The following is a 24,794-nucleotide window of genomic DNA, read 5'->3' as shown; positions in this document are numbered from 1 at the left end:
TATGTCTGGGGTAGGCTCTACTTCTTCGCCCCGAGCAGCGCCGCGATCGTCGGATAGTCGCTGTCTTCCACCGCCCCCTGGATCACGCACGTCACCTGCCCGCTCGGCGCCGCGAGCGCGTGGATCGGCAGCTCGTTCGCCTCCTTGACGCCGAGCGCCCTCATCCACCCGGCCCGCTGGGGCCCGTCCGGCAGCCAGTAGGAGGCGCGCACCCCATTGCCCGGCTGCGCCTCCAGGAACCGCGACAGCTGCCGCTCGTCGTCGTCGATCGAAATGAACGCCAGATCGATGAGCACGCCGGCCGCCCGCAGCTTCTGCTGCCACCCGAGCAGCCGCGGCATCTCCTCCAGGCACGGCTTGCACCACGCCGCCCAGAAGTTCACCCACACCCACTTGCCGACGCCGAACCCGATGTTCGCCGGCGGCGCCTCCGCCCCCTGGGCCGCGACCGCCGTGAGCCCCCCCACCGAGGGCGCCGGCCGCGGCGACTGCCCCGCGCACAGGAGCCGCGGCGCGGCCGGCGCGGCCGGCGCCGCCGCGCTCGCGGGGGCCGTCGCGCTCGCCGTCGCGGCGCCGCCCGGCGCCGTCACCGCGTTGCTCCGCCCCTGGCCCGGCGTCGGCGGCGTCGGCAGATCCGCCTTGTCCCCCTCGCACCCGCCCGCGAGCCCCGCGGCCACGGCGAGGGCCACGAGCGCGCCGATCCTCCTCGCGGCGCTCACAGCTGGCAGTCCACCCAGGAGACGAACGCGCTCCGGTTGATGGCCTCTGCCGTACATGCCTTGTCCTTGCGCGAGACGTTCCATTGGCAGTATTCCGCGCCGAGCTGGGCGAACTCGTTCCCGAGCCACAGCATCCCGACCTTCTTGTCCAGATCCTGCTCCTTGAACTTGTCGGAGATGTCGAAGAGCACGCTGTTCGCGCGCTTGTGCGAGAGCGTCCGGTTGAACTCCGGCGTCCCCGTCTTCGACGCCCGGGCGACGATGAAGAAGTAGCGCGCCCCGCGCCGATCGAGCCACATCTCCTCGATCATCTTCTTCGCCCCGTCGTCGAGCTTCTCCGACGCGTCGTCGAACATCACGACCCCGCCGCGCTGCTTCAGCGGCGTGAAGAGCGCGTTGAAGTCGTCGTCGCTGATCGACGCGAGCGTCTTCACGTCGGCCGGCTGGCACCCGCGCCGCGCCTCGGCCCCGACGAGGCCGCACGCGTTGAGCACGCGCTGCAGCACCGTCTTGAACGCCGGCGTGCAGTACGGCGCCTCGGCGTCGTTGGCGATGGCCACCGCCGGCCTCACCGCCGCGGCCACCCCCGTCTTCAGGCGCTGCGACGCGGCCTGCACCTCTCCGTGCACCGTCACGCCCGACGCGACGAGCATCGCGCACCCGGCCACGATCCCGATGACCCCTGCGCCCTTCATGACCACCTCACCTCGTCCGGAGGGCCGGCGCGAGCTGCCGGATGGCATACGACAGCCCGATGTCCGTGTCCTCGTCGCAGAGCCGCGTCGTGCCCAGGAACATCTGCGGCGTCGACACGGGAAGCTTGTTGTCCACGATGAACCGGAGCATCCGGTTCAGCCGCAGCGACGTCTCCTTCGAGTCCATGCACGCGTCGAGCCCCGGCCAGCGCTGCCGGATCGCCGCCTGCACGTTGGCGGTGCCGGCCCCCGCCTTCGCCCCCTCCAGGAGCTCCTCCTGGTGGTCGTAGGCCCACTCGAGCACATCCATCGCCCGGTGATCGCTGCAGAGGATCGCCTTGGAGAGGAGGCACGCGCCCGGGTGCACCGGCCGGTCGAGCATCCAGTTGCACTCGCTGTCGAGCGGGAACAGCACCAGCGTCACGTCGAGCTTGTCGAACACCCCCTCGGACACGAGCCGCTGGTGGAACGCCTTGCACGTCGGGCAGAGCGGATCGACGAAGATCGTCGCCGGCTGCACCGCGCCCGGGTGCTTCACCTGGAGCAGCGCGCCGTTCGGCTCGGTCGGCTTCTCCAGCTTGCCGCAGCCGCTCAGGTAGCTCGCGTAGCTCGGCAGCGCGCTCGCGTAGAGCAGCGCCGGCGTCACCGTGCACACCCCGAGCGCGACGAGCCACCCCGGCAAGAGCAGCTTCGAGCCCATGCGGCGCGCGGGCGCGGGCGCGGCGGGCGCCCCGGCCGGCGCGTCCACGCCGAGCGGCGCCATCGGCACCGTGGGCCCCACCCCGGCCGCCCCGGCCGGCCGCGGCGTCGCGCTGGACCAGGCCGCGGCCCGCGCCGCCCTGCGGTCCTCGACGAACGCCCAGATCCCGCCGGCCGCGAGCAGCGCCGACGAGACGTACATGCCGACGCACGTCTTGCAGAACACCCCGAGCCGCAGCGCCGAGATGAGCGCCATCAGGATCGACACCGCGAGCGGCGTGAGGCCCGCGACGAACAGGAAGTGCGCCGCGCGCCGCGGCGCGTGCTGGCCCGAGAGCAGCACGTAGAGCGCGAACGCCGCGAAGAACGCGAACGCGCCCAGCGCGAACAGCGAGATCGGGATACCGCCCCAGAAGCTCTCGCGGAACAGCGCGGAGTAGGGGCTGTACATCGCCACGCGGCACGCCGTGTCGGCCCCCGCCTGGGCGCCGAGGCCGGGGATGAAGCTGCAGTGCAGGTCGTGGACCTGCCGGTCGAGGTGCCGGATGTAGTCGAACGTCGACGAGGCGCTGAACGCCAGTCCCAGGATCGACCCGCCGAGCGCGAGCGCCGCAGGACCGCGAGGACCACGACTGCCTGACATGGTCGAGTGGATTACGCGACGTCGGGCAACGCGTCAAATTGAGGACGCCCGCGCGTACGGGCGTTCCCCGATGGCGCGAAGCGCATGACGCGCGGCGCGAGCCCGCCGGGACCCGCGCCGCGCTGAGCCCGCCGGATCAGCGGCCCGCCGCGCGCTCCTCGGCGAGGAAGAGCGTCGTCGAGAACCGCCCGACCGGCTCGATCCACTGCTGATGACAGCGGAACCCCGCGCGCTCCCCCATGCGCACCACCTCGTCCGGGGTGTACTTGTACGAGCTCTCTGTCCAGATCGATTCGCCCTCGTCGAAGGCGACCTCGAGATCGAGCGCGCCCACGCGGATCGACTGCCGCCTGCGGCTGACGAGGTGCATCTCGACGCGCGAGGCCTCCGCGTTCCACGCCGCGCGGTGCTCGAACGAGCGGAGGTCGAACGTCGCGCCGAGCTCCCGGTTGATGCGCGCGAGCAGGTTCTTGTTGAAGGCCGCGGTGACGCCGAGCGGATCGTCGTACGCGAGCAGCAGATCCGCCGCGGGCTTCACGAGGTCGGCGCCGAGCAGCAGCCCGTCCCCGGCGCGCAGCGCGCCGCGCACCCCCGCGAGGAACGCCGCCGCGGCCGCCGGGGCCAGGTTGCCGATGTTCGAGCCGAGGAACAGCACGAGCACCGCGCCCCCGCCGCCCCGGGCGTCGACCGCGCGCCGCGCCGCCGCGCGGGCCAGGCCCTCCTCGTACCTCGCCCGGTGGGCCGACGTCTCCACGCGCGGCAGGCGGCCCAGGGTCCGGCGCGAGAGGTCGAGCGCCGTCTCCGAGACGTCCACGAGGTGCACGCAGAGGCGAGGCACCCGCTTGCAGAGCGGCGCCGCCAGCAGGGCGAGCTTCTCCCCGCTGCCGCAGCCGAGCTCGACGATCGAGGCGCCGGCCCCGAACGGCGCGACCATCTCCTCGGCGTGCCCCTCGAGCAGCGCCCGCTCCGCGCGCGTCAGCGGATACCAGGGGAGCTGACAGATCGCCTCGAAGAGGTGCGAGCCGAGCGCATCGTAAAAATACTCCGGCGAGAGGTGCTTCGGCGACGCCTTCAGGCCCGACCGGACATCCGCCATGAAACGGTCGAGCGATTCTGTCGTGTGCATCACAGAACCTTACCCGCGGACCTCCGAGAGAGCTCCTCGAAATCCGTGGAGGTCCAACGATTTGCAAAGCCACCACCCGCTCGTCCATTCCCGCGCGCATTCCCGCGAGCCGCCCCATTTTCTCGGGCTCGTCACGGCCGTTGCCCACGCGATCGGCCGCTGCTAGGGAGCTGCCCTCGGGGATCCAGGATCCCAGAGCCCATTCCGATGACGACCTCAGCACCCGGCGCGGCGAGCGGCGCGCCCCTTCCTGTGAAGCTTGGTCCGTTCGACGCCGAGTTCCTCGCGGACCTGCCCTACGACCCGTCGGTCCTCTTCTTCGACGAGCTCCTCGAGGTGGACGCCGAGAGGAGCCTGGTGCGCTGCCGCATGCCGACCGACCGCCCGATGCCGCTCGTCGACGCGCAGCGGGCGCACCCGCTGCTGCACCCGCGCCACGTCGCCGGCGCGATCATGGTGCACGCGACGGGGATGCTCGGCTTCGTGCACGCCTACCACCTGCTCGGGCTGCGGCACCGCGAGGGCTGGATCGGTTATGGCACCAACATCCACCGGGTGGTCTTTCGCAAGCTCGTCCAGCCGGGCGCGCCCATCGAGGCGACGTGCGTGGCGACGCGCTCCCGGCTCGGCCAAAAGCGGCACATGATCCGCTATTCGTTCGAGTTCCGGCACGAAGGCAGCGTCTGCTACGAGGGCGATCAGACCGCCGTGTGGATGCGCGTGCAAGACGTCCCAGCCATGGATTCCCGACCCGCGCTCGAGGAGCTCGAGCGATCCCTCGCTTGACCCGCGCGTTCGGCTCGTCTACCGGCCCTCCCATGCCGGATTTCGATGCGGGATCGATCGTCCCGTCCACACGCGATCTTCTCCAGGTGCTCTCCACCCGTAGAAAGAACATGGCTCTGGTCGGGCTCGTCGGCTCGGAGTCGCCAGCGGAGGATGCGGCGCGGCTGCAGGAGCTCAACATCTCTGCGCTCGCGTTCGCCGAGGCGGGGCCCGCTATGCAGGGGGCCGCGCGCGCGACGAAGACCGTGCCGTCGCTCTGCCTGTCCCGGGTGGGCGATCGCGACGGCGCGCTCGCGGCGCGCTACCACGGGGCGGACGGGGTCTGCATCGACGCGCTCCTGCCGCTCGACGACTGGGACCGCCTCGCGAAGGGGGCGAGGACGATGCGCATGCTGCCGCTCGCCCTGGCCGAGAGCCCGGAGGGGGCCGAGGCCGCCGCGAAGGTCGGCGCGCGCGCCGTCCTGGTCCGGGGCGCCTCGGCCGACGCGGTGATCGCGTCGGTCGCGTCGCTCCCGAAGTCGCTCACCGTCGTCGCCGAGGTGCTCTCGGCCGACGCCGACGCGCTCCGCCGCCTCGTGGGCCACGTCGACGCGGCGATCGTCCCGCCCTCCGTCCACACGTCGCCCCAGTTCCCGGCGCTCGTCGCCGAGGTCGATCCCTGAGCCCGGGGGGGGCGGCCGCCGAAATGTCGGGCCGCCCCTCGACGGCCCGGCCTCCCGCCTCCACGATCGGACCTCGATGAACGACGCCCACGGACTGGACGAGCAGCGGCGCGCGCTCCGCGAAGGGGCGCTGGTGCAGCCCATGCCCGAGCTCGGGACCCTGATCGTCACCGGCTCGGACCGGCAGACCTGGCTCAACGGCCTGGTCACCTGCGATCTCGCCCCGCAGAAGCCGCTGCCCGCCGGGGCCAAGGCCGCGCCCCCCGCGGGCGGGGCGTACGGGCTCAACGTGGTGAAGACCGGGAAGATCTTCGCCGAGGTGTGGATCGTGATCGCGGAGGACCGCATCTACGTCGGCGCGCTCCGGGATCGCATCGAGGCGCTGCGCGAGAGCTTCGATCGCTACCTCATCATGGAGGACGCCGAGCTCGCGGACGCCACGGGCGAGCACGCCTGGGTCTTCGCCCACGGCCCGCGGGCCGCCGAGCTCGCGGCGGCCGGGCGCGCGGCCGGCGCGGACGCCGCGATCGTCGACTGGACCGGCCTCGGGGGCGCGCTCTTCGTCGCGCCGCGGCAGGCCGAGGGCGCCGTGCTCGAGGCGCTGCGCGCCGCGGGCGGGGCCGGCCCCGTGCTGCCCACGACGGCGGCGGCGTGGGAGGTGCTCCGGGTCGAGAACAACGTCCCGCGCTTCGGCGTCGACTTCGACGACCAGAACTTCCCGCAGGAGGCGTCGCTCGAGGAGCGCGCCGTCTCGTTCAACAAGGGCTGCTACCTGGGGCAGGAGACGGTGTTCATGCTCCAGATGCGCGGCCACGCGAAGAAGCGGCTCGTGCAGCTCGCCGTCGAGGGGGAGGACGCCGTGCCCGCGGGCGCGGAGATCGCGCTGCCCGACGGCGCCGCCGTCGGCGCGGTGACGAGCCAGGTGAAGGATCCGGGCGGGCCGCGGGTGCTGGCGCTCGGCTACGTCAAGTACAAGCACGCCGCCCAAGGCACGGCGCTCCGGGTCGCCGGCCGGGCGGCCGAGATCACGCGCGCGCCAGGGGCGGCGGCGGCGGCGAGCGGCGCGGCGCCGGGGCGGTAGGTCCAGAGGAACGGCAAAACAACTCTGTGCCCTCTGTGCCTCCGTGGTTCCAATCTCTTCGTTCTCGGTCGTTTCAAGCTGACGGAGCGGCGCTCTGGCCCGCGAGCGTCGCGCCGCTTCCGCCGTTGCCGGTGAGCTGGGTCTTGTACAACGCGTGGTAGGCGCCGCCTGCGGCGAGGAGCTCGGCGTGCGTGCCGCGCTCGACGACGCGGCCCGCGTTCATCACCAGGATCATGTCGGCGTCGCGGATCGTCGAGAGGCGATGCGCGATCACGAAGCTCGTGCGCTGGGCGCGCAGGGCGGCCATCGCGCGCTGGACGAGCACCTCGGTCCGGGTGTCGACCGAGGAGGTCGCCTCGTCGAGGATCAGGATCGCCGGGTTCGCGAGGAACGCGCGCGCGATCGTGATGAGCTGCTTCTCGCCGGCGCTCAGGTTGCCCGACTCCTCGTCGATGACCGTATCGTAACCGGCGGGCAGGGCGCGCACGAAGCGGTCGACGTGCGCCGCGCGCGCCGCCTCCTGGATGTCGGCCTCGGTCGCGGCCGCGTTGCCGAACGCGATATTGTCGCGGATCGTGCCTGAGAACAGCCATGTATCCTGCAGCACCATACCGAGCTTCGCGCGCAGCTCGTGGCGAGGCAAGCGCGCGATGTCGACACCGTCGATCAGGATCCGACCGCCGTCGAGCTCGTAAAACCGCATCAAGAGGTTCACGAGCGTGGTCTTGCCGGCGCCGGTCGGGCCGACGATCGCGACCGTCTGGCCTGGCATGATCGTGAGATCGAGGTCCTCGATCAGGGGCTCATCGGGCTTGTAGCGGAACGTGACGTGCTCGAACCGGACCTCGCCGGTGACCTTCGGCAGGGCCGCGGGCGGGGCGGCTTCGGGCGACTGGCCCTGTTCGTCGAGCAGCTCGAACACCCGCTCTGCGGAGGCAACGCCCGATTGGAGGACGTTCGTGACGGACGCGAGCTGGCCGAGCTGCTGAGAGAACTGGCGCGAGTACTGGATGAACGCTTGCACGCTGCCGAGCAGCATCGCGCCCGACGCGACGCGCAGGCCGCCGATGACGGCGATGGCGACGTAGGTCAGGTTCCCGACGAAATTGACCGCCGGCATGATGGTGCTGGACATGAACTGCGCGCGGAAGCTGGTCTCGAACAGCTCCTGATTCGTGGACTGGAAGCGCGCCTCGACGTCGCGGCGCCGCCCGAGCACGTTGACGAGCGCGTGGCCGGTGAACGCCTCCTCGATCTGGCCGTTGAGCGTGCCGACCTGCGCCCACTGCGCGGCGAATTTCGCCTGCGCGCGCTTCGCGACCGCCGCGGTCGTGAGCACCGAGAGCGGCACGGTGACGAGCGTGATCACCGCGAGCACCGGCGAGATCACGACGAGCATGACGACGATGCCGACGAGCGTCAGCGCGCCGTTCATGATCTGCGTCAGCGTCTGCTGCAGGCCCTGCGCGATGTTGTCGATGTCGTTGGTGACGCGGCTCAGGAGCTCGCCGTGCGGGCGGCCGTCGAAGTAGGCGAGCGGCAAGCGGGCGAGCTTGTCCTGCGCGTCGGCGCGGAGCTGCCGCGCGGCGCGCTGCACGACCTCGTTGAGCAGGTAGCCCTGCAGCCAGGCGAACAGCGACGCGCCGGCGTACAGCGCCATCACGAGCAGGAGCAGCTCGGCGAGCTCGCCGAGCTGGATGCCGCGGCCGGGGACGACATCCATGTGGCCCACGAGCTCGGCGAGCCGCGCCTGGCCGGAGCGCTGGAGCTCCGCGACGGCCTCGGCCTTCGTGGCGGCCGCCGGGAGGCGGGCGCCGATCACGCCGGAGAAGATGATGTCGGTCGCGCGGCCGAGGAGCTTTGGACCGGTCAGGCCGAGGCCCACGCTGAGCAGCGAGCACGCGATCGCGACCCCGAGGCGCGCGCGCTCGGGGGCGAGGCGGCCGAGGAGGCGCCGCGCGGAGGGCGCGAACCGCTTCGCCTTCTGCGGCGGGGCAGCCCCCATGCCGAAGGGGCCGCGCGGCAGCACCGGGGAGCGCGCCCCCTCGGGGGCGGCGCGCGGGGGACCAGCGTGACGCGCGCTCATGCGGCCGCCGCTGCCTCGCGCTGCGAGGCGACGATCTCCGCGTACGTCGGGCACGACGCGAGCAGCTCGCCGTGCTTGCCCCGGCCGACGAGCTCGCCGCCGTCGAGCACGAGGATCTGGTCCGCGTCGACGATGCTCGACACGCGCTGCGCGACGACGATCACCGTGGCGGCGCGCGTGCGCTCGGCGAGCGCCGCCCGCAGCCGGGCCTCGGTCGCGACGTCGAGCGCGGAGAAGGCGTCGTCGAACAGGAACACGCGCGGCCGGCGCAGCAGGGCGCGGGCGATCGAGAGCCGCTGGCGCTGGCCGCCGGAGACGTTCGTGCCGCCCTGCCCGATCGGCGTGTCGAGCTTTTGCGGCATCGACTCGACGAAGTCGCGCGCTTGCGCGGCGGCGAGCGCTGCCCAGAGCTGCTCGTCGGTCGCCGCGGGGTCGCCGTAGCGCAGGTTCGAGGCCACCGTGCCGGAGAACAGGAAGGGTCGCTGCGGCACGAGCCCGACGCTCGACCACACCGCCTCGAGGGCGAGCATCCGCGCGTCGACGCCGTCGAGCCGGACCTCGCCCCTCGTCGGATCGATGAGCCGCGCGATCAGGTCGAGCAGCGTGGTCTTGCCCGAGCCGGTGCTGCCGATGATCGCGGTGACCTGCCCGGGGCGCGCGACGAACGAGATGCCGCGCAGGACCGGCAGCTCGGCGCCCGGATATCGAACCTCGACGTCTCGCAGCTCGACGACGCCGGCCGGCTCGACGAGCGTCACGGGCTGGTCGGGGGCGCGCACGGACGGCTCGGTGCTCAGCACCTCGACGATGCGCTCCGAGCACGCGGCCGCGCGCGGCAGCATGACGGCCATGAACGTCACCATCATCACCGCCATGAGGATCTGCACCAGGTAGGCGAGGAACGCCGTCATCGAGCCGATCGCGAGCCTGCCGTCCGCGATCTGGTGTGCGCCGAACCACAGGACGGCGACGCTCGAAGCGTTGAACACGAACATCACGGTCGGGAACATCATCGCTTGCAGGCGCCCGATGTGCAGCGCGGCCTCGGTGAGGTCGCCGTTCGCGCGATCGAAGCGCGCCGCCTCGGCGCGCTCGCGCACGAAGGCGCGGACCACGCGCACGCCGGTGATCTGCTCGCGCAGCACGCGGTTCACCGCGTCGATGAGGGGCTGCATCCGCCGGAACTGCGGCACCATCCGCGACATGATCGCGACGACGGCGCCCGCGAGCAGCGGCACCGCGATCGCGAGCAGCCAGGCGAGCGACCTGTCCTCGCGCAGCGCCATGACGATGCCGCCGACGCACATGATCGGCGAGAGGACGAGCATCGTACAGCCCATCATCACCACCATCTGCACCTGCTGGACGTCGTTGGTCGTGCGCGTGATGAGCGACGGCGCGCCGAACCGCGACAGCTCGCGCGCGGAGAACTCGCCGACGCGGCGGAACACCGCCGCGCGCAGGTCGCGGCCGAAGCTCATCGCGGCGCGCGCGCCGGCGTAGTTCGCGGCGACCGAGCACACGATCTGGACGCCGGTGATGGCGAGCATGATCGCGCCGAGCTCCAGGATCCGCGACGTGTCGCCGACGGCGACCCCATGATCGATGATGTCCGCGTTCAGGCTCGGCAGGTACAGCGAAGCGAGCGTCGCCACGAGCTGGAGCGCGACGACGATGGCGAGCAAGCGCGCCTGCGGGCGCAAGAAACGGCGCAACAGCTGCCTCAGCAAGACTCCTCCTCTTCGGAGCGGCGGCGGAAAGCGTCGAGCAGGATCGCCACGCCGTCCGCGGCGGTCAAGGGCGCGCCGCCGGCGATCCGCGGGTGCGTGTCCGCGAAAGACATCATGCGCGAGCGGTGCTATGAGGGCGGCGATCTCGGCCATGAGCTCCTCGACCTCCAGCCCTTCCGCCCAGCCCCTTCGCCCCCGCATCCTCACCGGAGATACGCCCACCGGGCGCCTCCACGTCGGCCACTGGGTCGGATCCATCGAGAACCGCGTCCGCCTCCAGGACAGCTACGAGTGCTACTTCCTCATCGCCAACGTCCATGCCTTCACGACGCGCGCGGACCAGCCGGCCGACATCCGCCGCGATGTGCTGGAGATCGTCAAAGACTGGTTGGCTGCGGGCATCGATCCCGGGCGCTCCACGCTCGTCCTGCAAAGCGAGGTCCCCGCGATCGCCGAGCTCACATGGTTCTTCGCGATGCAGCTCCCCTTCAACCGGGTGATGCGGAACCCGACGCTCAAGCACGAGATCGAGACCAAGGGGCTCGGCGACAAATACAGCTTCGGGTTTCCTCTGTACGCGGTCGGGCAATGCGCCGACATCCTCGCGTTCCGCCCCGCGCTGGTCCCGGTCGGCGAGGATCAGGTCGCCCACCTCGAGATGTGCCGCGAGGTCGCGCGGCGCTTCAACCACGTCTACTGCGACGTCGATCCGGCGCTCGACGACGAGGCGCACGTCACCGCAGGAGGCCTGTTCCCGATCCCAGCGCCGCTCGTGGGCCGCGTCGGCAGGCTGGTCGGCACCGACGGCGTCCACAAGATGTCGAAGAGCCTCAACAACGCCATCTTCCTCTCGGACAGCACCAAGGAGATCAAGAAGAAGGTGGGCGCGCTCTACACCGGCCGGCAGAGCATGACCGACCCGGGCGACATCACGAGCTCCCTGTTCCAGTACGTGCGCGCGTTCATCAAGGATCCGGCGCGGGTCCAGGTGCTCGAGGAGCGCTACAGCCGGGGAGACAACATCGGGGACGGCCACATCAAGGCCGAGATCACGGCCGCGATCGACGAGCTCCTCGGCCCGATGCGCGCCCGCCGCGCCGAGTACGACAAACCCGGCGGCGACGATCTGGTCCTGGACATCCTGCGGGAGCACGCGGCGCGCGCCAACGCGGTGGCCGAGGAGACGCTCTACCTCGCCAAGCAGAAGATGAAGATGGATATCGGCCGGCGCACGCTCGGTCTCTGATTCACCCGCGCCACCGGTGGCTCGGCCGCGCGCGGCCGGTGGTGGCCCAGTTTGCCCCGGAGTGATTCCCATGAAGGCGGGAAGGTAGGAAGATCATTGATCTTTTCTTCCCGTCTTCCCGCCTTCATGTTCAAATTCGGCCACCACCGCGCGGCGTGGGGGCGCCGCGAGGGCCGCGCCCCGCCTCACGGGAAGATTTCGCGCTCGCCGTACACGGCCGCGAGCCGCTGCAGCGCCACGGCGTAGGCGGCGAGGCGCAGCGTGCACTTCTTCTGCCGCGCCATCTCGGTCACCTCGCGGTAGGCCCGCTTCATCGCCTTCTCGAGCCGGGCGTCGACCTCCTCGAGCGTCCACGTCTCGGAGCGCTTGTTCTGCACCCACTCGTAGTAGCTCACCGTGACGCCGCCCGAGTTGGCGAGGACGTCCGGCAGGATGTCGATCCCGCGCTCCAGGAGGACCTTCTCCCCCTCGGGCGTGCACGGCCCGTTCGCGCCCTCGGCCACGAGCCGGACCTGCAGCCAGCTCGCCTCCTCCACCCCGACCTGGTTCTCCAGGGCCGCCGGGATGAAGATGTCCGCCTTGAGCCGGAAGAACTCCTCGCGGCTGATCGGCTTGCCCGCCGGGTAGCCCGCGATCGAGCGGTGCTTCTTCACGTAGTCCTGCAGCTTGTGCGGGTTGAACCCCTCCGGATTGTAGAGGTACCCGGTGTGGTCGCCGACCGCGACGGTCGAGGCGCCCAGCTTCGACAGGAGCACGGCCGTGTGCGAGCCGACGTTGCCGAACCCCTGCACGAGCAGCGTCGCGCCGCCGAGGTTCACGTCGTTGTCCTCGGCCCACTCGGTGATGCAGTGGACGACGCCCTGCCCGGTCGCCTTCTCGCGCCCGTACGTGCCGCCCGACGCCACCGGCTTGCCGGTCACGACGCCCTTCACCGCCTGCTTGAAGAGCTGTCCGACGGTGTTCATGTACGTGTCCATGGCCCACGCCATGGTCTTCGCGTCGGTGCCGACGTCGGGCGCAGGGATGTCCGTCTCCGGGCCGATGTTCGAGCCGAGCGCATGGAAGAAGCGGCGCGTGATGCGCTGGAGCTCGGCGCGCGACACCTCGTTCGGGTTGAACTTGATGCCCCCCTTGCCGCCGCCGAGCGGCAGGTTCATGAGCGCGCACTTCCACGTCATCATCGCGGCGAGCGCCTTGAGGTCGTCGAGCGACACCGTCTCGTGATAGCGAATGCCCCCCTTGAACGGCCCGAGGAGGTTGTTGTGCTGGATCCGGTAACCCTTGAAGAGCCGGATGCTGCCGTCATCCATCCGTACAGGGAAATTGACGATGATCTCGTTCTTGGGCTGGCTCAGGATCGTGGTGATGTAACCCGGCAGCTCGATCAGGCGGGCGGCCTCATCGAGATAACCCTGGACGACTTTGAAGAACTCGTATTTGTGCTTATGGCCCGGAGCAGCAGCGCCGCTCACCGGCGGAGTCGTGTTCTTGGTACTGACTTGATCTTCCATGGCTCTGTAACTTTCTAGTGCGCGGCGCGGCCCAGTTCAATGTGTCGGGCGCAATCATGCGACGCGTCACGCGGTTGCAGACGGCCGGGGCATTGCGTCAGCTCGGCAGTACGCGGCGCGGCGCCGCGCCCGCGGCGGAGGGGCGGCGCCGCGCGGGCGCTGCGCCGGCGCGGGCGCAGCGCGACGCCGTTCACGAGCGCGACCAGAGGACGTAGAGATACGTGATGGTCCCGGTGACGAGCAGGGCGTCGACCCGGTCGAGGATGCCGCCGTGGCCGGGCACGATCCCGCCCGAGTCCTTGATCCCGAAGGAGCGCTTGAACAGGGACTCCCCGAGGTCCCCCGCCTGACCGAGGCCGCCCGCGACGATCGCGAGCGCGAGCCCGTCGACGAGCGGCAGCGACCGGAGGAACCAGAAGTGGGCGAGCAGCGCGCCCAGCACCGCGAAGAGCAGGCCGCCGAGGGCGCCCTCGACGGTCTTCTTCGGGCTCACCGCCTCGTAGAGCTTGCGCCGGCCGAGGAAGCGGCCGGCGAAGTAGGCGCCGGTGTCGGAGAACCAGGAGAGCAGCAGCGCCAGGACCACGAACGAGGGGCCGTCGGCGCCGGCGTCGCGCCGGAGCAGCGCCAGCGCGCCGAGCCCGCCGCCCACGTAGAGCGGGCCGAAGGTCATCGCCAGCACGCGCAGCGCCGCGGTGCGCATGTCGCCGAGGCGCACCAGCGTGACGAGCATCGCGACGAACGGCAAGAGGAAGATCAGCGCGAGCAGCGCGGCCGGCGAGCCCCCGAAGCGCCAGAGCACGCCGAGCACGCCGAGGGTGAGCGCCACGCCGGCGACGCGCGACGCGCGGTCGTCCGCGTGGGTCATCGCGAAGAACTCGAGCGCGCCGATGGCGGAGGCGACCGCGACGAGCGCGGCCCACCCCCAGCTCGGGCCGAGGTAGAGCAGCGAGAGGAGGATCGGAGCAGCCACGATCGCGGTGAGGACCCGCATCGTGAGGTTGGAAGCAGCCAAGCGTCAGACTCCCGTCCGTGAGCCGTTGTGAGAGGCGATCTCGCGCGCGCGCCACGGCCTCGCCGCGCCGAGCGCGCCGTTCGCGCGGGCCGGCTCGTCCGCGCCGCCGCCCTCGGCCTCGGCCGCGGGCTCGGCGGCGCGGACGCGCTGCTGGTAGGCCGCGATCGCGTCGAAGAGGTCGTCCTCGGTGAAGTCCGGCCACAGCCGCTCCGTGAACGACAGCTCGGCGTACGCGGCCCCGTAGAGCAGGAAGTTGGAGAGCCGCTGCTCGCCGCCGGTGCGGATGATGAGGTCCGGCTCGCCCACGCTCAGGCTCGGCAGCCGCGCGGCGAGCAGCGCCCCGTCGATCGCCTCCGGATCGAGCCTGCCGGCGACCGCCTCCATCGCGAGCTCGCGCGCCGCGGCGGCGATCTCCTCGCGCGCCCCGTAGGACAGCGCCAGCGCGAGCGTCATCTGCCGGTTCGTGGCGGACGCCTTCCGGAGCGGATCGAGCACGTCGCGCACGGGCTCCGGGAGCCGGCTGATGTCGCCGATCGCGACCAGGCGGATGTCGTTCTCGAGGATCTCGCAGCGCTCGCTCATCAGGAACTCGCGCAGGAGGCCCATGAGCGCGTCGACCTCGTTCCGGGGCCGCGCCCAGTTCTGCTCGCTGAACGCGTACAGCGTCAGCGCCTCGACGCCGAGCCTCCGGCAGACGCGCACGATGCGCCGCACGGCGGCGCTGCCGGCCTTGTGCCCGGCCTCGCGCGGCTCGCCGCGCAGCTCCGCCCAGCGGCCGTTGCCATCCATGATGATTCCGACGTGGCGCGGGAGATTTCTGGCTTCTACGAGGTTCATCGGCTGGGGGAGTTTCCCTTGTTGACTAACGACTGTCGACTGTTGAGTCTTCACGCCCATGAGCACTGGGGTTGGTCTCACGGTCACGCTGCGCGTCAGGATGGGCGCGCACGACGCACATTACGCGGGGGAGCTGTGCGATGGCGCGCGTATTCTCGCGCTCTTCGGCGACGTCGCCACCGAGCTCCTCATCCGTCTGGACGGCGACGAGGGGCTCTTCCGTGCGTACGAGGCGGTCGAGTTCCTCGCCCCGGTCCGAGCAGGCGACTTCATCGAGGCGACCGGGGTGGTCACGAAGGTCGGCGCCACGTCGCGCACCATGGCCTTCGAGGCGCGCAAGGTCGTCGCCAGCGTCCGCGAACCCGGGGTGGCGCCCTCGGCGGCGGACGCGCTGGCCGAGCCGATCATCGTCTGCCGGGCCCTCGGCACCTGTGTCGTCCCGAAGGAGCTCCAGCGACGGCCGCGCCTCGTCCTGCCGGCGCTGTCGGCGCCTCCCCCGGACCACGCGCAGCTCCCGGAGCCGCGGCCGATCATCACGCCGCCCCCGCGGATCATCGTCACGCCGCCCGAGAGCGCGCTGATCCTGACCGCGGCGATCGTCGGCGCCGAGACGACGCGGGCGCAGACGCCGCACCTGCCGGTCACGGCGCGCGAGCTCGCCGAGGAGGCGGCGCGCTGCCGGGACGCGGGCGCCGCGGTGGTCCACCTGCACGTCCGGAACCCGGACGGGACGCCGAGCCAGTCGCGCGCCCTCTTCGCCGAGGCGATCGCCGCCATCCAGGAGAAGACCGACGTCATCGTGCAGACGTCGACCGGCGGCGCCGTCGGGATGGGCGTCGACGAGCGCGCCCAGCCGCTGCTCTGCCGCCCCGAGATGGCCACCCTGAACTGCGGCACGCTCAACTTCGGCGACGGGATCTTCGACAACGCCCGGCCGCTCATCCGGGACATGGCGGCCCGGATCCGCGAGGCGGGGAGCATTCCCGAGCTCGAGTGCTATGAGGTCGGCCATATCCATGAGGCGCTCAGCTTGCTCGCCGAGGGGCTCCTCGCCGAGCCGCTCCACTTCCAGTTCGTGCTCGGCGTGCCCGGCGGCATCGCCGCGCGCGAGGACGTGCTCCGGTTCATGATCAGCCAGATCCCGCGAGGCTCGAGCTGGGGGGTCGCCGCCGTCGGCCGGCACCAGCGCCCGATGACCGAGCTGGCCATGCAGCTCGGCGGGCACGCGCGGGTCGGGCTGGAGGACAACATCTACCTGGAGAAGGGGGTGCTGGCGGAGGGGAGCGCGCCGCTCGTCGCGCGCGCCGCCGCCTTCGCGCGGAGCGTCGGCCGAGAGGTGGTCGATCCGGACCGCGCGCGCCAGCTCCTCGGGATCCGCCCGCGCGCCGCGGCGGCCCAGGCCGGCGCTGCTGGAGGAGGGAGCGCGCTCGCGCAGGGATGACCGAACGGCCGCTCTCCACCTGGATCGATCACCTCCGGGGCCGGCTCCCGGTCGCGCTCGGCGTCGCCCTGCTCGGGGCCGTCGCGCGGCTCGCGACGCCGCCCCCGCCGGCGCGGACCGCCGATGCCATCGCCGGGATGCTCGGCGACGCGATCGGCGGCGCCGTCAGCCCGGACGATTTCGTCTGGGAGGAGCGCGGCGGGTTCCTCTCCGACGCGCTGCTCGGCCGCCGGGTGCTGTTCCTGGGCGTCCCGCGGCCGCCGGACGGCGAGCCCGCCGCGGGCGCCGAGCCCGCCGCGGGCGCCGGGCCCGCGCCCGACGAGCGCGGCGCCGGGCCTGCCGCGGGCGCCGGGCCTGCCGCGGGCGCCGAGCCTGCCGCGGGCGTCGAGCCTGCCGCGGGCGCCGGGCCTGCGCCGGACGGGCGCGGCGCCGCCGACCTGTACCGCGCGCGCGTGCGGCTCACCCGCTCCGGCCGGCCGGTGAGCCTGGGCGGCCTCCGCAACCTGACCGGCACACCCCTCGGCGACGACCGCAACCTGGTCGCCCGCGGCAGCCGCGTCGCGGTGACCACCTCCGCCTTCGGCGTCGTCCAGGGGGTCACGCTGCTCGATCTCGGCGGCGGCGCGCCTGGGCCCCGGCCCCTCGGCGAGCGGCTCCGCGCGGCGATCGACGGCTGGCTCGAGACCGGGAGCGCCGACGGCGCGTCGCGCACCGAGATCGTCTTCGACACCCCGCCCGCGTCGGCGCGGCTCGACCTCGTCGACGAGGGCCTGGTGATGGCCCTCGGCCCGGAGGCGGTGCCGGCGGCGCTCAACGCCGGCACCGGCGAGGTCGACACGGGCGGCCGCGATCCGTTCGGCGCCCGCGCGCACCACCTCCCGCGCCGCGCGCCGTCGTTCCTGGAGCTCGCCGGGCCGTCCGCCGGACGCCTGCTCGGCCCGGGGGCGGCCGCCGCGGTCGAGCGGCTCGCGCTCGCCGCGGGCCGCGCCGCGGCGGGCGTCCGCGCCGCGCCGGCCGCCGCGTACCTGACCCACGGCCCCGCCGCGCCGGAGCCCGCGCCGGAGGGGTGGCCGTCGCTCTGGCCGCCGTCCCAGGTCGAGCCCGCGATCCAGCCCCCGCTCCCGGGGGAGGGGGACTGGGTCCTCGTGGCGCCCTCGCTCCCGCGCGTGCTCCCCGGCGTCGAGGGCGACCCGCAGCGCCCGGCGAGCCCCTTCGCCGCGACCACCGTCCGCCCCGATCCGCAGCGGGAGCACGTGCGCGTCCACCTGCTCGCGATCGACACGCGGCACGTCAAGTTCACCTTGCAGGCCGGCTTCGAGGCGCCCAGGCCGACCGTCGGCCCGCACGGCACGGGGCAGCTCCCCGACGCGGCGGCGCTCCGCGGGGCCATCGGCCTCGGCGTCGGCGCGCGCGGCCCGGCCGCGCCCCCCGCGGGCGTCGGGGCGCTCGGCATGGTCGTCGGCGGGCGCGCGCTCGTGCCGCCGCGCGACGGCGCGGCGACGATCGGGGTCGATCTCTCGGGGCGGCCGTACTTCGGCGCGTGGCCCTCCGGCGGCGACGTCGCTCGCGTGCCCTGGGCGCTCTGGCAGGGCCCGCCGGCCGCGAGCCCCCGCGATCTCCGCGACGGCGGCGGCCGGCGCTTCCCCTGGGCGCTCTGGCAGGGGCCGTCGCTCTTCGAGGCGGTGAGCCCCGCGAGCCCCGCGCCGGCGCTCCCGGCGCTGGCCGGCCCCCCCGCCGAGCGCGCCCCGGCCGGCGCGGCGCTCTCGCCCGGCGACGGCGACGACCTCGTCGTCGAGCGCTCGGCGCTGTGCATGACCGATCGCGGCTTCGTGATCCACGCGTGGAGCGGCGCCGCCGACGCCGCCGCGATGCGGGCGGCCCTCGAGCGCGCCCGGTGCCTCGCCGGCGTCTCGCTGGGGCGGGCGCCGGATCCGCTCGGGGTCGCCTTCCTGAGCCGCCAGGCCGACGGCGGCCTCGTCGCGGAGCGCCTCGCGCCGGAGATGTCGCTCGCGCCGCCGGCGCACGTCGCGGCGGCGTCCCCGGGCCCGTTCCTCTACTTCGAGTCGCGCTCGACGGACGGCCCGCCGGCGCCCGATCTGTCGCTCCCGGGCGAGCGCGTCGGCTGGGCCGCGGACGGCGGCGCGCAGCCGCCGCCGGCGTGGAGCCCGGCCGCGTACGCCGCGAGCGCCGTGCACCTCGGCGCGCAGGTCCGCCTCCACGCCTTCGCGCCGGATCGGTTCCTCTTCCGCCTCCGCGCCGGCTCGCGCGAGATCTCGCCGCGCACCGCGCCGAAGCTCGACGCCGAGGTGCCGGCCGACGAGCGGGCGCGCGTCATGGCGGCGATCGGCGTCGGCACCGGCCGGCGGCGCGGCCCGCGTGGGCTCGCCGTCGGCGGCACCGTCGGGCTCCGCTTCCGGGGCGAGGGCGGCCTCCTGCTGGTCCGCGGCGGCCGCGTCGAGATCCGCCCGGCCGGCGGCGTCGAGATCGGGCCGGGCGTGGACGCGACCGAGCTGCCGCTCACCGCCGACGACGGCAGGCTGCGGCCCGAGGCGCGCGAGATCGGCACGATGCGCCGGCGCAGCGCCGCGTGCGCGCTCGACGACGGGACGCTCCTCGTGGCCACGACGACGTTCGACAGCGACGAGGCGACGACCGAGGCGCTGCTCGACCTCGGCTGCGCGCGCGTGGTCGCGCTCGATCGCGGCGCGCACCGCAACGCCTTCGTGCACCGCGCCGCCGGCGACCCGGCGCTGCAGCAGGCCTACGAGGAGACCGCGCTCTTCGCGGTCGGCCTCGCGATGCCCGGCCGGGCGCGGCGGCTCACCGAGGCGGCGCGCCCCTGAGCGGCCGCGGCTCCGGCGGGGCCGCGACCGGGGCCTCGGTCACGCCGCGGCCGGGGCCGCGGTCAGGCGTGGGACAGCATGCCGCGCAGCATCCCGAGCGCGCGCGTGTGCAGCTGCGACACGCGCGGCTCGCCGACCCCGAGCTCCGCGCCGATGTCCTTCAGCTTCGCCCCTTCGAAGTAGTACATGCCGATCACGCGCCGCTCCCGCTCGGGGAGCTGCGCGATGGCGAAGGACAGGGCGCGCCGGGTCGCCTGCGCCGAGATCGCCTCGATCGGGTCGTCTCCGCCGGCCATGTGCACCGACTCCTCGGCGGGGGTCACCTCGCTCAGGCTCACGAAGACGGTCGTGCCGCCGACCTTGCCGGCGGCCCCGGCCTCGACCGCCTCGCGCGCCCGCCGCGAGAGCCAGTCCTGCGCGCGGAGCTCGTCGACGATCGCCCCGCGGATCCGGAGCTTCGCGTAGCCGGCGAACGTCTCGCCGTCGCTCCCGCCGTTCTTGCGGAGCGAGTCGACGAGCCCGAGCATCCCCGCGCTGAGCAGATCGTCGCGCTGCACGTTGGGCGGCAGGTGGCGCGACACCTGGCGCACCAGCTTCCGGACGAGCGGGAAGTACCCCTTCAGCACCTCCGGGCGGAGCGGCGCGCACGGAAGCTCGCGGCGCTGCGGCCCGCTCGCGCAGGCCGCGTCGGTACAGCACGGCGGACAGCTCGCGTGGGCGTCCGGCTCCGCGGCCTGCCACCCGTCCTCGTACGTGCAGGGGGACGGGGCCTCCCCGGAGCCCCAGGCGTCGTGCGCGCAGCTTGACGTGACCTCGGCGGGCTCCCATGCATCGTGCGCGAGCGCCGCGACGGGCTCCTGCTCGGGGGCGCCCGGCGCATCGTCGAGCGCGTCGAGGCCGAGCGCGCCTGGCGCTTCGATCAGCGCTCGGTCACACGTGACGACCGGGCAGGTCTCGCCCAGGATGACCGGCTGGACAAACTCCTCCGTGTCACAGCACGGAAGGAGTGGCCTGGGAGGAGCGAACTCCTCCCGCTGCAGTCGGGTCGATTGCTGCACGTGAGGTGGATTGGTGCCACAACTCTCGCAGCGTGCAAGGTAGAGCCGTGCAATTGTGTCTGGTGCGGATGTTCAGTGTGTGGAGAGTAGCCAGCGGCCTCGACGGTTCACTTCCCCGCCGCTGATGCGGCCGCAGCCGAGGTGGGTGCACCTGCACCCATGCCCTTCTGCGGTTCGCTGCCGCCGCGCCCCGCATCCGAGTTTGTCCCTGTAGTATTCGACCCTTGCGGCTGGGTGGGGCGGGGTTCCCCTGACCCATACACCTCTTCTTCGGCCGAGACGGGGACATCGCGCGCCGCCTCGTCGGCCGCGACAGCGCCCCTCGCGCCCTCGTAGCGCGGCGCCTCCCCAGGACCTGAGTAATCCACCCAGTAGACCTTATCTGATCGAACATCCAGGTGAACAAAGGTCGAGTTGGGGTAGTATCCCACACCCGCGTTGCGAAAACCGCGGCAGAAATCGCGGACCACGGTGTTGGGCACGCCCTCGACCATGAAATCGATCGCGCGACCGAAATTGTGGTTGGAGTGCGGGGTGTACTGGGTCGGAGAGTAGGGCCGATAACCGCTCACGACGCGGATGGTCCTGCCGCCGAAGTGGTCGCTCACCATGCCGATCAGCGTGGCCAGGCGCGGGTCGATCGGGATCGAGGCGGTGGGGGACGCGCGCATCAGCCGGCTGAGCTTGGGGAGGGACGTGGGGACGAGGCGCCCCTTCGGCGTGAGCAGCCGGAGCTCGAGCCGCTCGGCGCCGCGCACCAGGCGGACCCATCCGGGGCGCTTGGGCCGCTGCGCATAGCGCTTGCTCGGCGGCAGCGACCGGGGGTCGGCCTTGACGTCGCGCTTCGCCGGCCCCTTGCCCCGGGCCTCGGCGGCCCGCTCCTTCGCGCTCGCGCCGCGGCTCCGCTCCGGCTCGTCGCGCAGCGCGGCCGCCCGGCCGGGCGCCCCCCGCGGCGGGCGCGCGCCGGGCTTGCCCCGCTCGGGGATCACGAGGACGAGGCCCGGGTGGATCCGCTGGCCGGGCTTGAGCCCGTTCGCCTCGCGGAGCGCGTCGACCGTGATCCGATACCGCTTCGCGATCTTGCCGAGCGTCTGGCCGGCGTAGACCGTGTGCTGGCCGTCCTCGGCGAGCGCCTCGCCGGGCGCGGCGCTCAGGAGAAGGGCCGCCGCGAGGGCGGCGAGCGCGGAGCGCAGCCGCGAGGACCGCGGGCGGGGCTCCATCGCGGCGCCGGCGCGGAGGCCGAGCGTGCCGCAGAAACGGGAGATCTCCGGATGCATGAGGGGACTCTGACCTGACGTCATCCGTGCCCGACGACCGAGCCCCGGACAGTGCTACCCTGGGCTGGCGCGCGCCTGCCGGCCCGACCGGCGGCGCCGTGCCGCGTATCGAGCTTCGATAGGCGGGCGAGAGGCAAGCGTAAAGCGGTTTTTTGCCCCGCGATCGGCGGTGGTGCGAAGCTTCGCCAGAAGCGGCCACAAGGGATCAGAGAGGATCGGGCGCCCGGGAGCCGGGCAACGCGGCCCGGCCCTCCCTTTCTTCATCGAGGCGGGCGCGGATCGGGACGGACGGGATGTCGGAAGGCAAGAACTTGGTCGGGGTCGACATCGGATCGAGCGCGATCAAGATCGCTCAGATCAAGGAGGGCCGTAAGGGCTATGGCCTCGTGCGGCTCGGCTACGCGCCGCTCGCGCCGCAGGCCATCGTCGACGGCCACGTGATGAACGCGCAGGCCATCGTCGAGGCGCTCGGCCGCGCCTTCTCCGAGGCCAAGATACGCCAGCGCGAGATCGCGCTCAGCATCAGCGGCCAGGCGGTCATCATCCGCAAGATCACGGTGCCGCTCATGACCGCCGCGGAGCTCGACGAGCAGATCCAGTGGGAGGCCGAGCAGCACATCCCCTTCGACATCAAGGACGTGCACGTCGACTACGAGGTGCTGCGCCGCCGCCCCGAGGCCGGGCAGATGGACCTCCTGCTCGTCGCGGCCAAGCGCGACGAGATCAACGACTACACCCAGATCGCCAGGAACGCGAAGCTCAAGCCCATGGTGGTCGACATCGACGCGTTCACCGTCCAGAACCTGTTCGAGGTGAACCGCGGCATCCCGCCGGACCAGACGTTCGCGATCATCAACGTCGGCGCGAGCCTCGCGTCGATCAACATCGTGTCGCGCGGCGCGAGCGCGTTCACCCGCGACATCGGCAACGGCGGCAACTACATCACCGAGCAGATCCAGCGGAAGCTCGGCATCAGCTTCGAGCAGGCCGAGGAGTTCAAGTGCGCCAGCGTGACCTCGGGCCCGGGCGGCGTGCCCGCCCAGGTCATCGAGACGATCGAGCAGGTGTGCGACTCCATCGCCGGGGAGATCCAGCGCTCGCTCGACTTCTTCCTGGCCACGAGCGGTGAGGGCGACATGCACCGCATTTACCTGACCGGAGGCTCGTCCAACCTGCCGGCGCTGCCCGCGGCGATCGGGCGGCGCGCCCGGGTGGCCGTCGAGCTGATCCAGCCGATGGAGCGCATCACCGTGGAAGCGAAGGAAGTCAACCAGGAGCTGCTCCGGCTCCGGGCGGCGCAGTTCTGCGTCTCGCTCGGGCTCGCGATGCGCAAGGACCGGGAGAAGCGCTCGTGATCCGCGTCAACCTGCTCCCGCAGCGCCGCGGCACGCGCGGGGCCGCGCCCCAGGCGAGCCAGCGGTGGCTGCTCGTCACGCTCGGCGTCGTGATCCTCGAGATCGTCGCCCTCTTCCTCTTCCACCAGACGAAGGTCGAGGAGCTCGACGAGCAGACGCGGAAGAACACGGTGCTCCAGAGCCAGATCCAGGAGATCCGCACGCTCGTCGCGAACCACGAGGAGATCAAGAAGGCGCTCGAGGTCCTCCGCGCGCGCGAGGACGCGATCGCGAAGCTCCAGGCGGCGCGCAGCGGGCCGACGGCGGTGCTGCTCGAGCTCGCGCAGCTGCTCACGAACGGCAAGGGGCCGACCGCCGACCCGGACAAGCTCGCGCAGCTCCGCAAGGAGAACCCGCTCGCCGTCTACAACCCGTCCTGGGACAGCCGGCGGCTGTGGCTCACGAGCTACGTCGAGTCCGAGCGGACCGTGCGCATCGAGGGGCTCGCGCGCGACGGCACCGACGTGTACGAGCTCGCCCAGCGGCTCAAGCTGTCCTCGTACTTCTACGACGTGCAGCTGCTCCCGGGGAAGAAGGAGAACGAGAAGGCGTCGCGGCTCGAGCTCGTCTCGTTCGCGCTGCAGCTGAAGGTGAGGTACTGATGGCCACGAAGCCCCAGCCCGTGCAGACCGGCTCGGCGCTCGACCGGCTGCCGCCGCTCGCCAAGGTCGGCGTCGGCGCGCTCTTCGCGGCGCTCGTCGGCATCCTGTACTTCGTCGGCTTCTACGCCGAGGTCGACTCGCAGATCGAGGGCGCCGTCCAGCGGCAGCAGTCGCTCCAGTCGGAGCTCACGAAGGCGCAGGCGTCGAAGGCCGCCTACCAGAAGGACCTCGACGAGAAGACCCGCCGCGAGCAGCTGAGCCGCGAGCAGAAGAAGATCCTCCCCGACGAGTCCGAGACGCCGGCCTTCCTCTCCGCGATCCAGGGCGTCGCGACCGTCTCCGGCGTCAACCTGACGTCCTGGAGCCCCACCGAGGAGATCCCGCAGGAGTTCTTCTCCAAGGTGCCGATGAAGCTGACGCTCTCGGGGAAGTTCCACCAGGTGGCGAAGTTCTTCCACGGCGTGGGGCAGCTCGATCGCATCATCAACCTCGAGGAGGTCAAGATCAAGGAGCCGAAGGTCGTGGGGACCGACGTGGAGGTCGAGGTGGAGTGCCTCGCGACCGCCTTCCGCGCGGTGCGCGCGGGGGAGACGCCGACGAGCGGCGTGAAGCGTCGGAGCGGCGGAGGTGTGCGGTGAACGCCGGCCGGATGATGCTGCTCGCGCTCGGGGCGACCGCCCTCGCGGCCGTCTCGCTCGCGGGGTGCGAGGACGAGCCGGACGTCATCGCGCCCAGCGCGCCCAAGGCCAAGCCGCCGTCCAGCGCCTCGCCGGCGCGCGCCGCCGCCTCCGCCTCCGCGTCCGCGGACGCGGCCGCGCCCGAGCTGCCGCCGCTGCCGCTCCGCGAGTTCCAGGAGGCCGACTTCTCCGAGAGCGACCGGAGCCGCGACCCGTTCCGGAGCTTCGAGTCGCTCTTCGCCACGCAGGCCCGGGGGCGGGTGACGATCCAGCGCCAGGTGCTCGTGGATCGCTTCGCGCTCGACGAGCTCAAGCTGGTCGGCGTCGTCTCGCGCGCCCCCGCCCGCGCGCTGCTCACCGACCCGACCGGGCTCGGGTGGGTGGTGAAGGTGGGCGACTTCGTCGGCAAGGCCGAGATCGTGCACGCCGGCGGCCCGACGGGCGTCGACGTGGCCGTGAACTGGCGCGTCGACCGGATCCGCGACTCGGACGTCGTCTTCATCCGCGAGGACCCGTCGCACCCGGAGATCCCGCCGACCACGCGGGTGATCGCGCTGAGGCCGCTCGGCGACGCCGAAGAGTCGGACTTCGGCTCGCCCTGACCGCCACGAATTGGGCCCGATCCGGGCACCCGAAGTAGCCTCCCGGCAGCGTGACGCAGATCTCGCG

The 24,794-nt window shown here is 72.6% G+C and carries 22 protein-coding genes; 10 read left to right on the top strand and 12 right to left on the bottom strand.

Annotated features, from left to right (window positions below):
- Positions 1-17: 17 nt before the first annotated feature.
- The 4 genes from WME83_RS37410 to egtD all read right to left on the bottom strand — a co-directional run bounded on the left by WME83_RS37410 (position 18) and on the right by egtD (position 3,882).
- Positions 18-689 (bottom strand): TlpA family protein disulfide reductase, encoded by a 672-nt coding sequence (locus WME83_RS37410; RefSeq protein ID WP_437314485.1) that lies wholly within the window; start codon positions 687-689, stop codon positions 18-20.
- A gap of 26 nt (positions 690-715) precedes the next feature.
- Positions 716-1,414 carry a hypothetical protein gene (locus tag WME83_RS37405; RefSeq protein WP_437314484.1) on the bottom strand — a complete coding sequence of 233 codons (699 nt, stop codon included), beginning with the start codon at positions 1,412-1,414 and terminating at the stop codon, positions 716-718.
- 7 nt (positions 1,415-1,421) lie between these two features.
- On the bottom strand, positions 1,422-2,756 hold the full coding sequence (locus WME83_RS37400; RefSeq protein ID WP_437314483.1) for a vitamin K epoxide reductase family protein: 1,335 nt from the start codon (positions 2,754-2,756) through the stop codon (positions 1,422-1,424).
- Positions 2,757-2,892: 136 nt separating this feature from the next.
- Positions 2,893-3,882, bottom strand: coding sequence for an L-histidine N(alpha)-methyltransferase (gene egtD / locus WME83_RS37395; RefSeq protein WP_437314482.1), 990 nt, complete (start codon positions 3,880-3,882; stop codon positions 2,893-2,895).
- Positions 3,883-4,089: 207 nt separating this feature from the next.
- On the opposite strand from egtD, the gene WME83_RS37390 reads away from it, so the two are divergent.
- The 3 genes from WME83_RS37390 (at position 4,090) to ygfZ (ending at position 6,411) form a co-directional block, all read left to right on the top strand.
- Positions 4,090-4,668 (top strand): hypothetical protein, encoded by a 579-nt coding sequence (locus tag WME83_RS37390; RefSeq protein WP_020739354.1) that lies wholly within the window; start codon positions 4,090-4,092, stop codon positions 4,666-4,668.
- Positions 4,669-4,778: 110 nt separating this feature from the next.
- Positions 4,779-5,330, top strand: coding sequence for a hypothetical protein (locus WME83_RS37385; RefSeq protein WP_437314481.1), 552 nt, complete (start codon positions 4,779-4,781; stop codon positions 5,328-5,330).
- Positions 5,331-5,406: 76 nt separating this feature from the next.
- On the top strand, positions 5,407-6,411 hold the full coding sequence (gene ygfZ / locus WME83_RS37380) for a CAF17-like 4Fe-4S cluster assembly/insertion protein YgfZ (RefSeq protein WP_437314480.1): 1,005 nt from the start codon (positions 5,407-5,409) through the stop codon (positions 6,409-6,411).
- Between the two features lie 73 nt (positions 6,412-6,484).
- On the opposite strand, the gene WME83_RS37375 is transcribed toward ygfZ, so the two are convergent.
- The 3 genes from WME83_RS37375 to WME83_RS37365 are packed head-to-tail and all read right to left on the bottom strand — an operon-like array spanning position 6,485 to position 10,343.
- Positions 6,485-8,497 carry an ABC transporter ATP-binding protein gene (locus WME83_RS37375; protein WP_437314479.1) on the bottom strand — a complete coding sequence of 671 codons (2,013 nt, stop codon included), beginning with the start codon at positions 8,495-8,497 and terminating at the stop codon, positions 6,485-6,487.
- A complete protein-coding gene (locus tag WME83_RS37370) occupies positions 8,494-10,227 on the bottom strand; it encodes an ABC transporter ATP-binding protein (protein WP_437314478.1) in 1,734 nt (577 codons plus the stop codon). The genes WME83_RS37375 and WME83_RS37370 overlap by 4 nt, the downstream gene beginning before the upstream one ends.
- Positions 10,221-10,343: a hypothetical protein gene (locus WME83_RS37365; protein ID WP_437314477.1), complete on the bottom strand. Its 123-nt coding sequence runs from the start codon at positions 10,341-10,343 to the stop codon at positions 10,221-10,223. Before WME83_RS37365 ends, WME83_RS37370 begins: the two co-directional genes overlap by 7 nt.
- A 35-nt stretch (positions 10,344-10,378) precedes the next feature.
- Between WME83_RS37365 and trpS the strand changes: the two genes are divergently transcribed.
- Positions 10,379-11,473, top strand: coding sequence for a tryptophan--tRNA ligase (gene trpS, locus WME83_RS37360; protein WP_437314476.1), 1,095 nt, complete (start codon positions 10,379-10,381; stop codon positions 11,471-11,473).
- Positions 11,474-11,658: 185 nt separating this feature from the next.
- On the opposite strand, the gene WME83_RS37355 is transcribed toward trpS, so the two are convergent.
- The 3 genes from WME83_RS37355 to uppS all read right to left on the bottom strand — a co-directional run bounded on the left by WME83_RS37355 (position 11,659) and on the right by uppS (position 14,833).
- Positions 11,659-12,984, bottom strand: coding sequence for a Glu/Leu/Phe/Val family dehydrogenase (locus WME83_RS37355; protein ID WP_437314475.1), 1,326 nt, complete (start codon positions 12,982-12,984; stop codon positions 11,659-11,661).
- A gap of 190 nt (positions 12,985-13,174) precedes the next feature.
- The gene (locus WME83_RS37350) at positions 13,175-13,996 is read right to left on the bottom strand and encodes a phosphatidate cytidylyltransferase (RefSeq protein ID WP_437314474.1); all 822 of its coding nucleotides are present in this window, start codon (positions 13,994-13,996) and stop codon (positions 13,175-13,177) included.
- 3 nt (positions 13,997-13,999) lie between these two features.
- Positions 14,000-14,833, bottom strand: a complete 834-nt coding sequence (uppS, locus tag WME83_RS37345) for a polyprenyl diphosphate synthase (protein ID WP_437314473.1) — start codon at positions 14,831-14,833, stop codon at positions 14,000-14,002.
- A gap of 58 nt (positions 14,834-14,891) precedes the next feature.
- On the opposite strand from uppS, the gene WME83_RS37340 reads away from it, so the two are divergent.
- Positions 14,892-16,274: a 3-keto-5-aminohexanoate cleavage protein gene (locus tag WME83_RS37340; RefSeq protein WP_437314472.1), complete on the top strand. Its 1,383-nt coding sequence runs from the start codon at positions 14,892-14,894 to the stop codon at positions 16,272-16,274.
- Positions 16,271-19,117: a hypothetical protein gene (locus tag WME83_RS37335; protein WP_437314471.1), complete on the top strand. Its 2,847-nt coding sequence runs from the start codon at positions 16,271-16,273 to the stop codon at positions 19,115-19,117. Before WME83_RS37340 ends, WME83_RS37335 begins: the two co-directional genes overlap by 4 nt.
- A gap of 62 nt (positions 19,118-19,179) precedes the next feature.
- Here the strand turns inward: WME83_RS37335 and WME83_RS37330 are convergent, their stop codons facing one another.
- Positions 19,180-20,175 carry a sigma-70 family RNA polymerase sigma factor gene (locus tag WME83_RS37330; protein ID WP_437314470.1) on the bottom strand — a complete coding sequence of 332 codons (996 nt, stop codon included), beginning with the start codon at positions 20,173-20,175 and terminating at the stop codon, positions 19,180-19,182.
- Positions 20,176-20,282: 107 nt separating this feature from the next.
- Positions 20,283-21,452: a DUF882 domain-containing protein gene (locus WME83_RS37325; protein ID WP_437314469.1), complete on the bottom strand. Its 1,170-nt coding sequence runs from the start codon at positions 21,450-21,452 to the stop codon at positions 20,283-20,285.
- Between the two features lie 293 nt (positions 21,453-21,745).
- Between WME83_RS37325 and pilM the strand changes: the two genes are divergently transcribed.
- From pilM to WME83_RS37305, 4 genes are read left to right on the top strand one after another with little or no spacing between them, the layout of a single operon-like run.
- Complete coding sequence (gene pilM / locus WME83_RS37320; protein ID WP_061628342.1) at positions 21,746-22,807, top strand: type IV pilus assembly protein PilM; 1,062 nt, start codon at positions 21,746-21,748, stop codon at positions 22,805-22,807.
- Positions 22,804-23,448: a PilN domain-containing protein gene (locus WME83_RS37315; protein ID WP_437314468.1), complete on the top strand. Its 645-nt coding sequence runs from the start codon at positions 22,804-22,806 to the stop codon at positions 23,446-23,448. Before pilM ends, WME83_RS37315 begins: the two co-directional genes overlap by 4 nt.
- The gene (locus WME83_RS37310; RefSeq protein ID WP_437314467.1) at positions 23,448-24,086 is read left to right on the top strand and encodes a type 4a pilus biogenesis protein PilO; all 639 of its coding nucleotides are present in this window, start codon (positions 23,448-23,450) and stop codon (positions 24,084-24,086) included. Before WME83_RS37315 ends, WME83_RS37310 begins: the two co-directional genes overlap by 1 nt.
- Positions 24,083-24,727, top strand: a complete 645-nt coding sequence (locus tag WME83_RS37305) for a pilus assembly protein PilP (protein ID WP_437314466.1) — start codon at positions 24,083-24,085, stop codon at positions 24,725-24,727. Before WME83_RS37310 ends, WME83_RS37305 begins: the two co-directional genes overlap by 4 nt.
- The last annotated feature ends 67 nt before the right edge of the window (positions 24,728-24,794 follow it).

It is taken from the genome of Sorangium sp. So ce385 (genome assembly GCF_051474135.1).
Taxonomy (GTDB): domain Bacteria; phylum Myxococcota_A; class Polyangia; order Polyangiales; family Polyangiaceae; genus Sorangium; species Sorangium cellulosum_D.
Note: the sequence above shows the minus strand (reverse complement) of the source record. Positions and strands in the feature narration are given on the sequence as shown.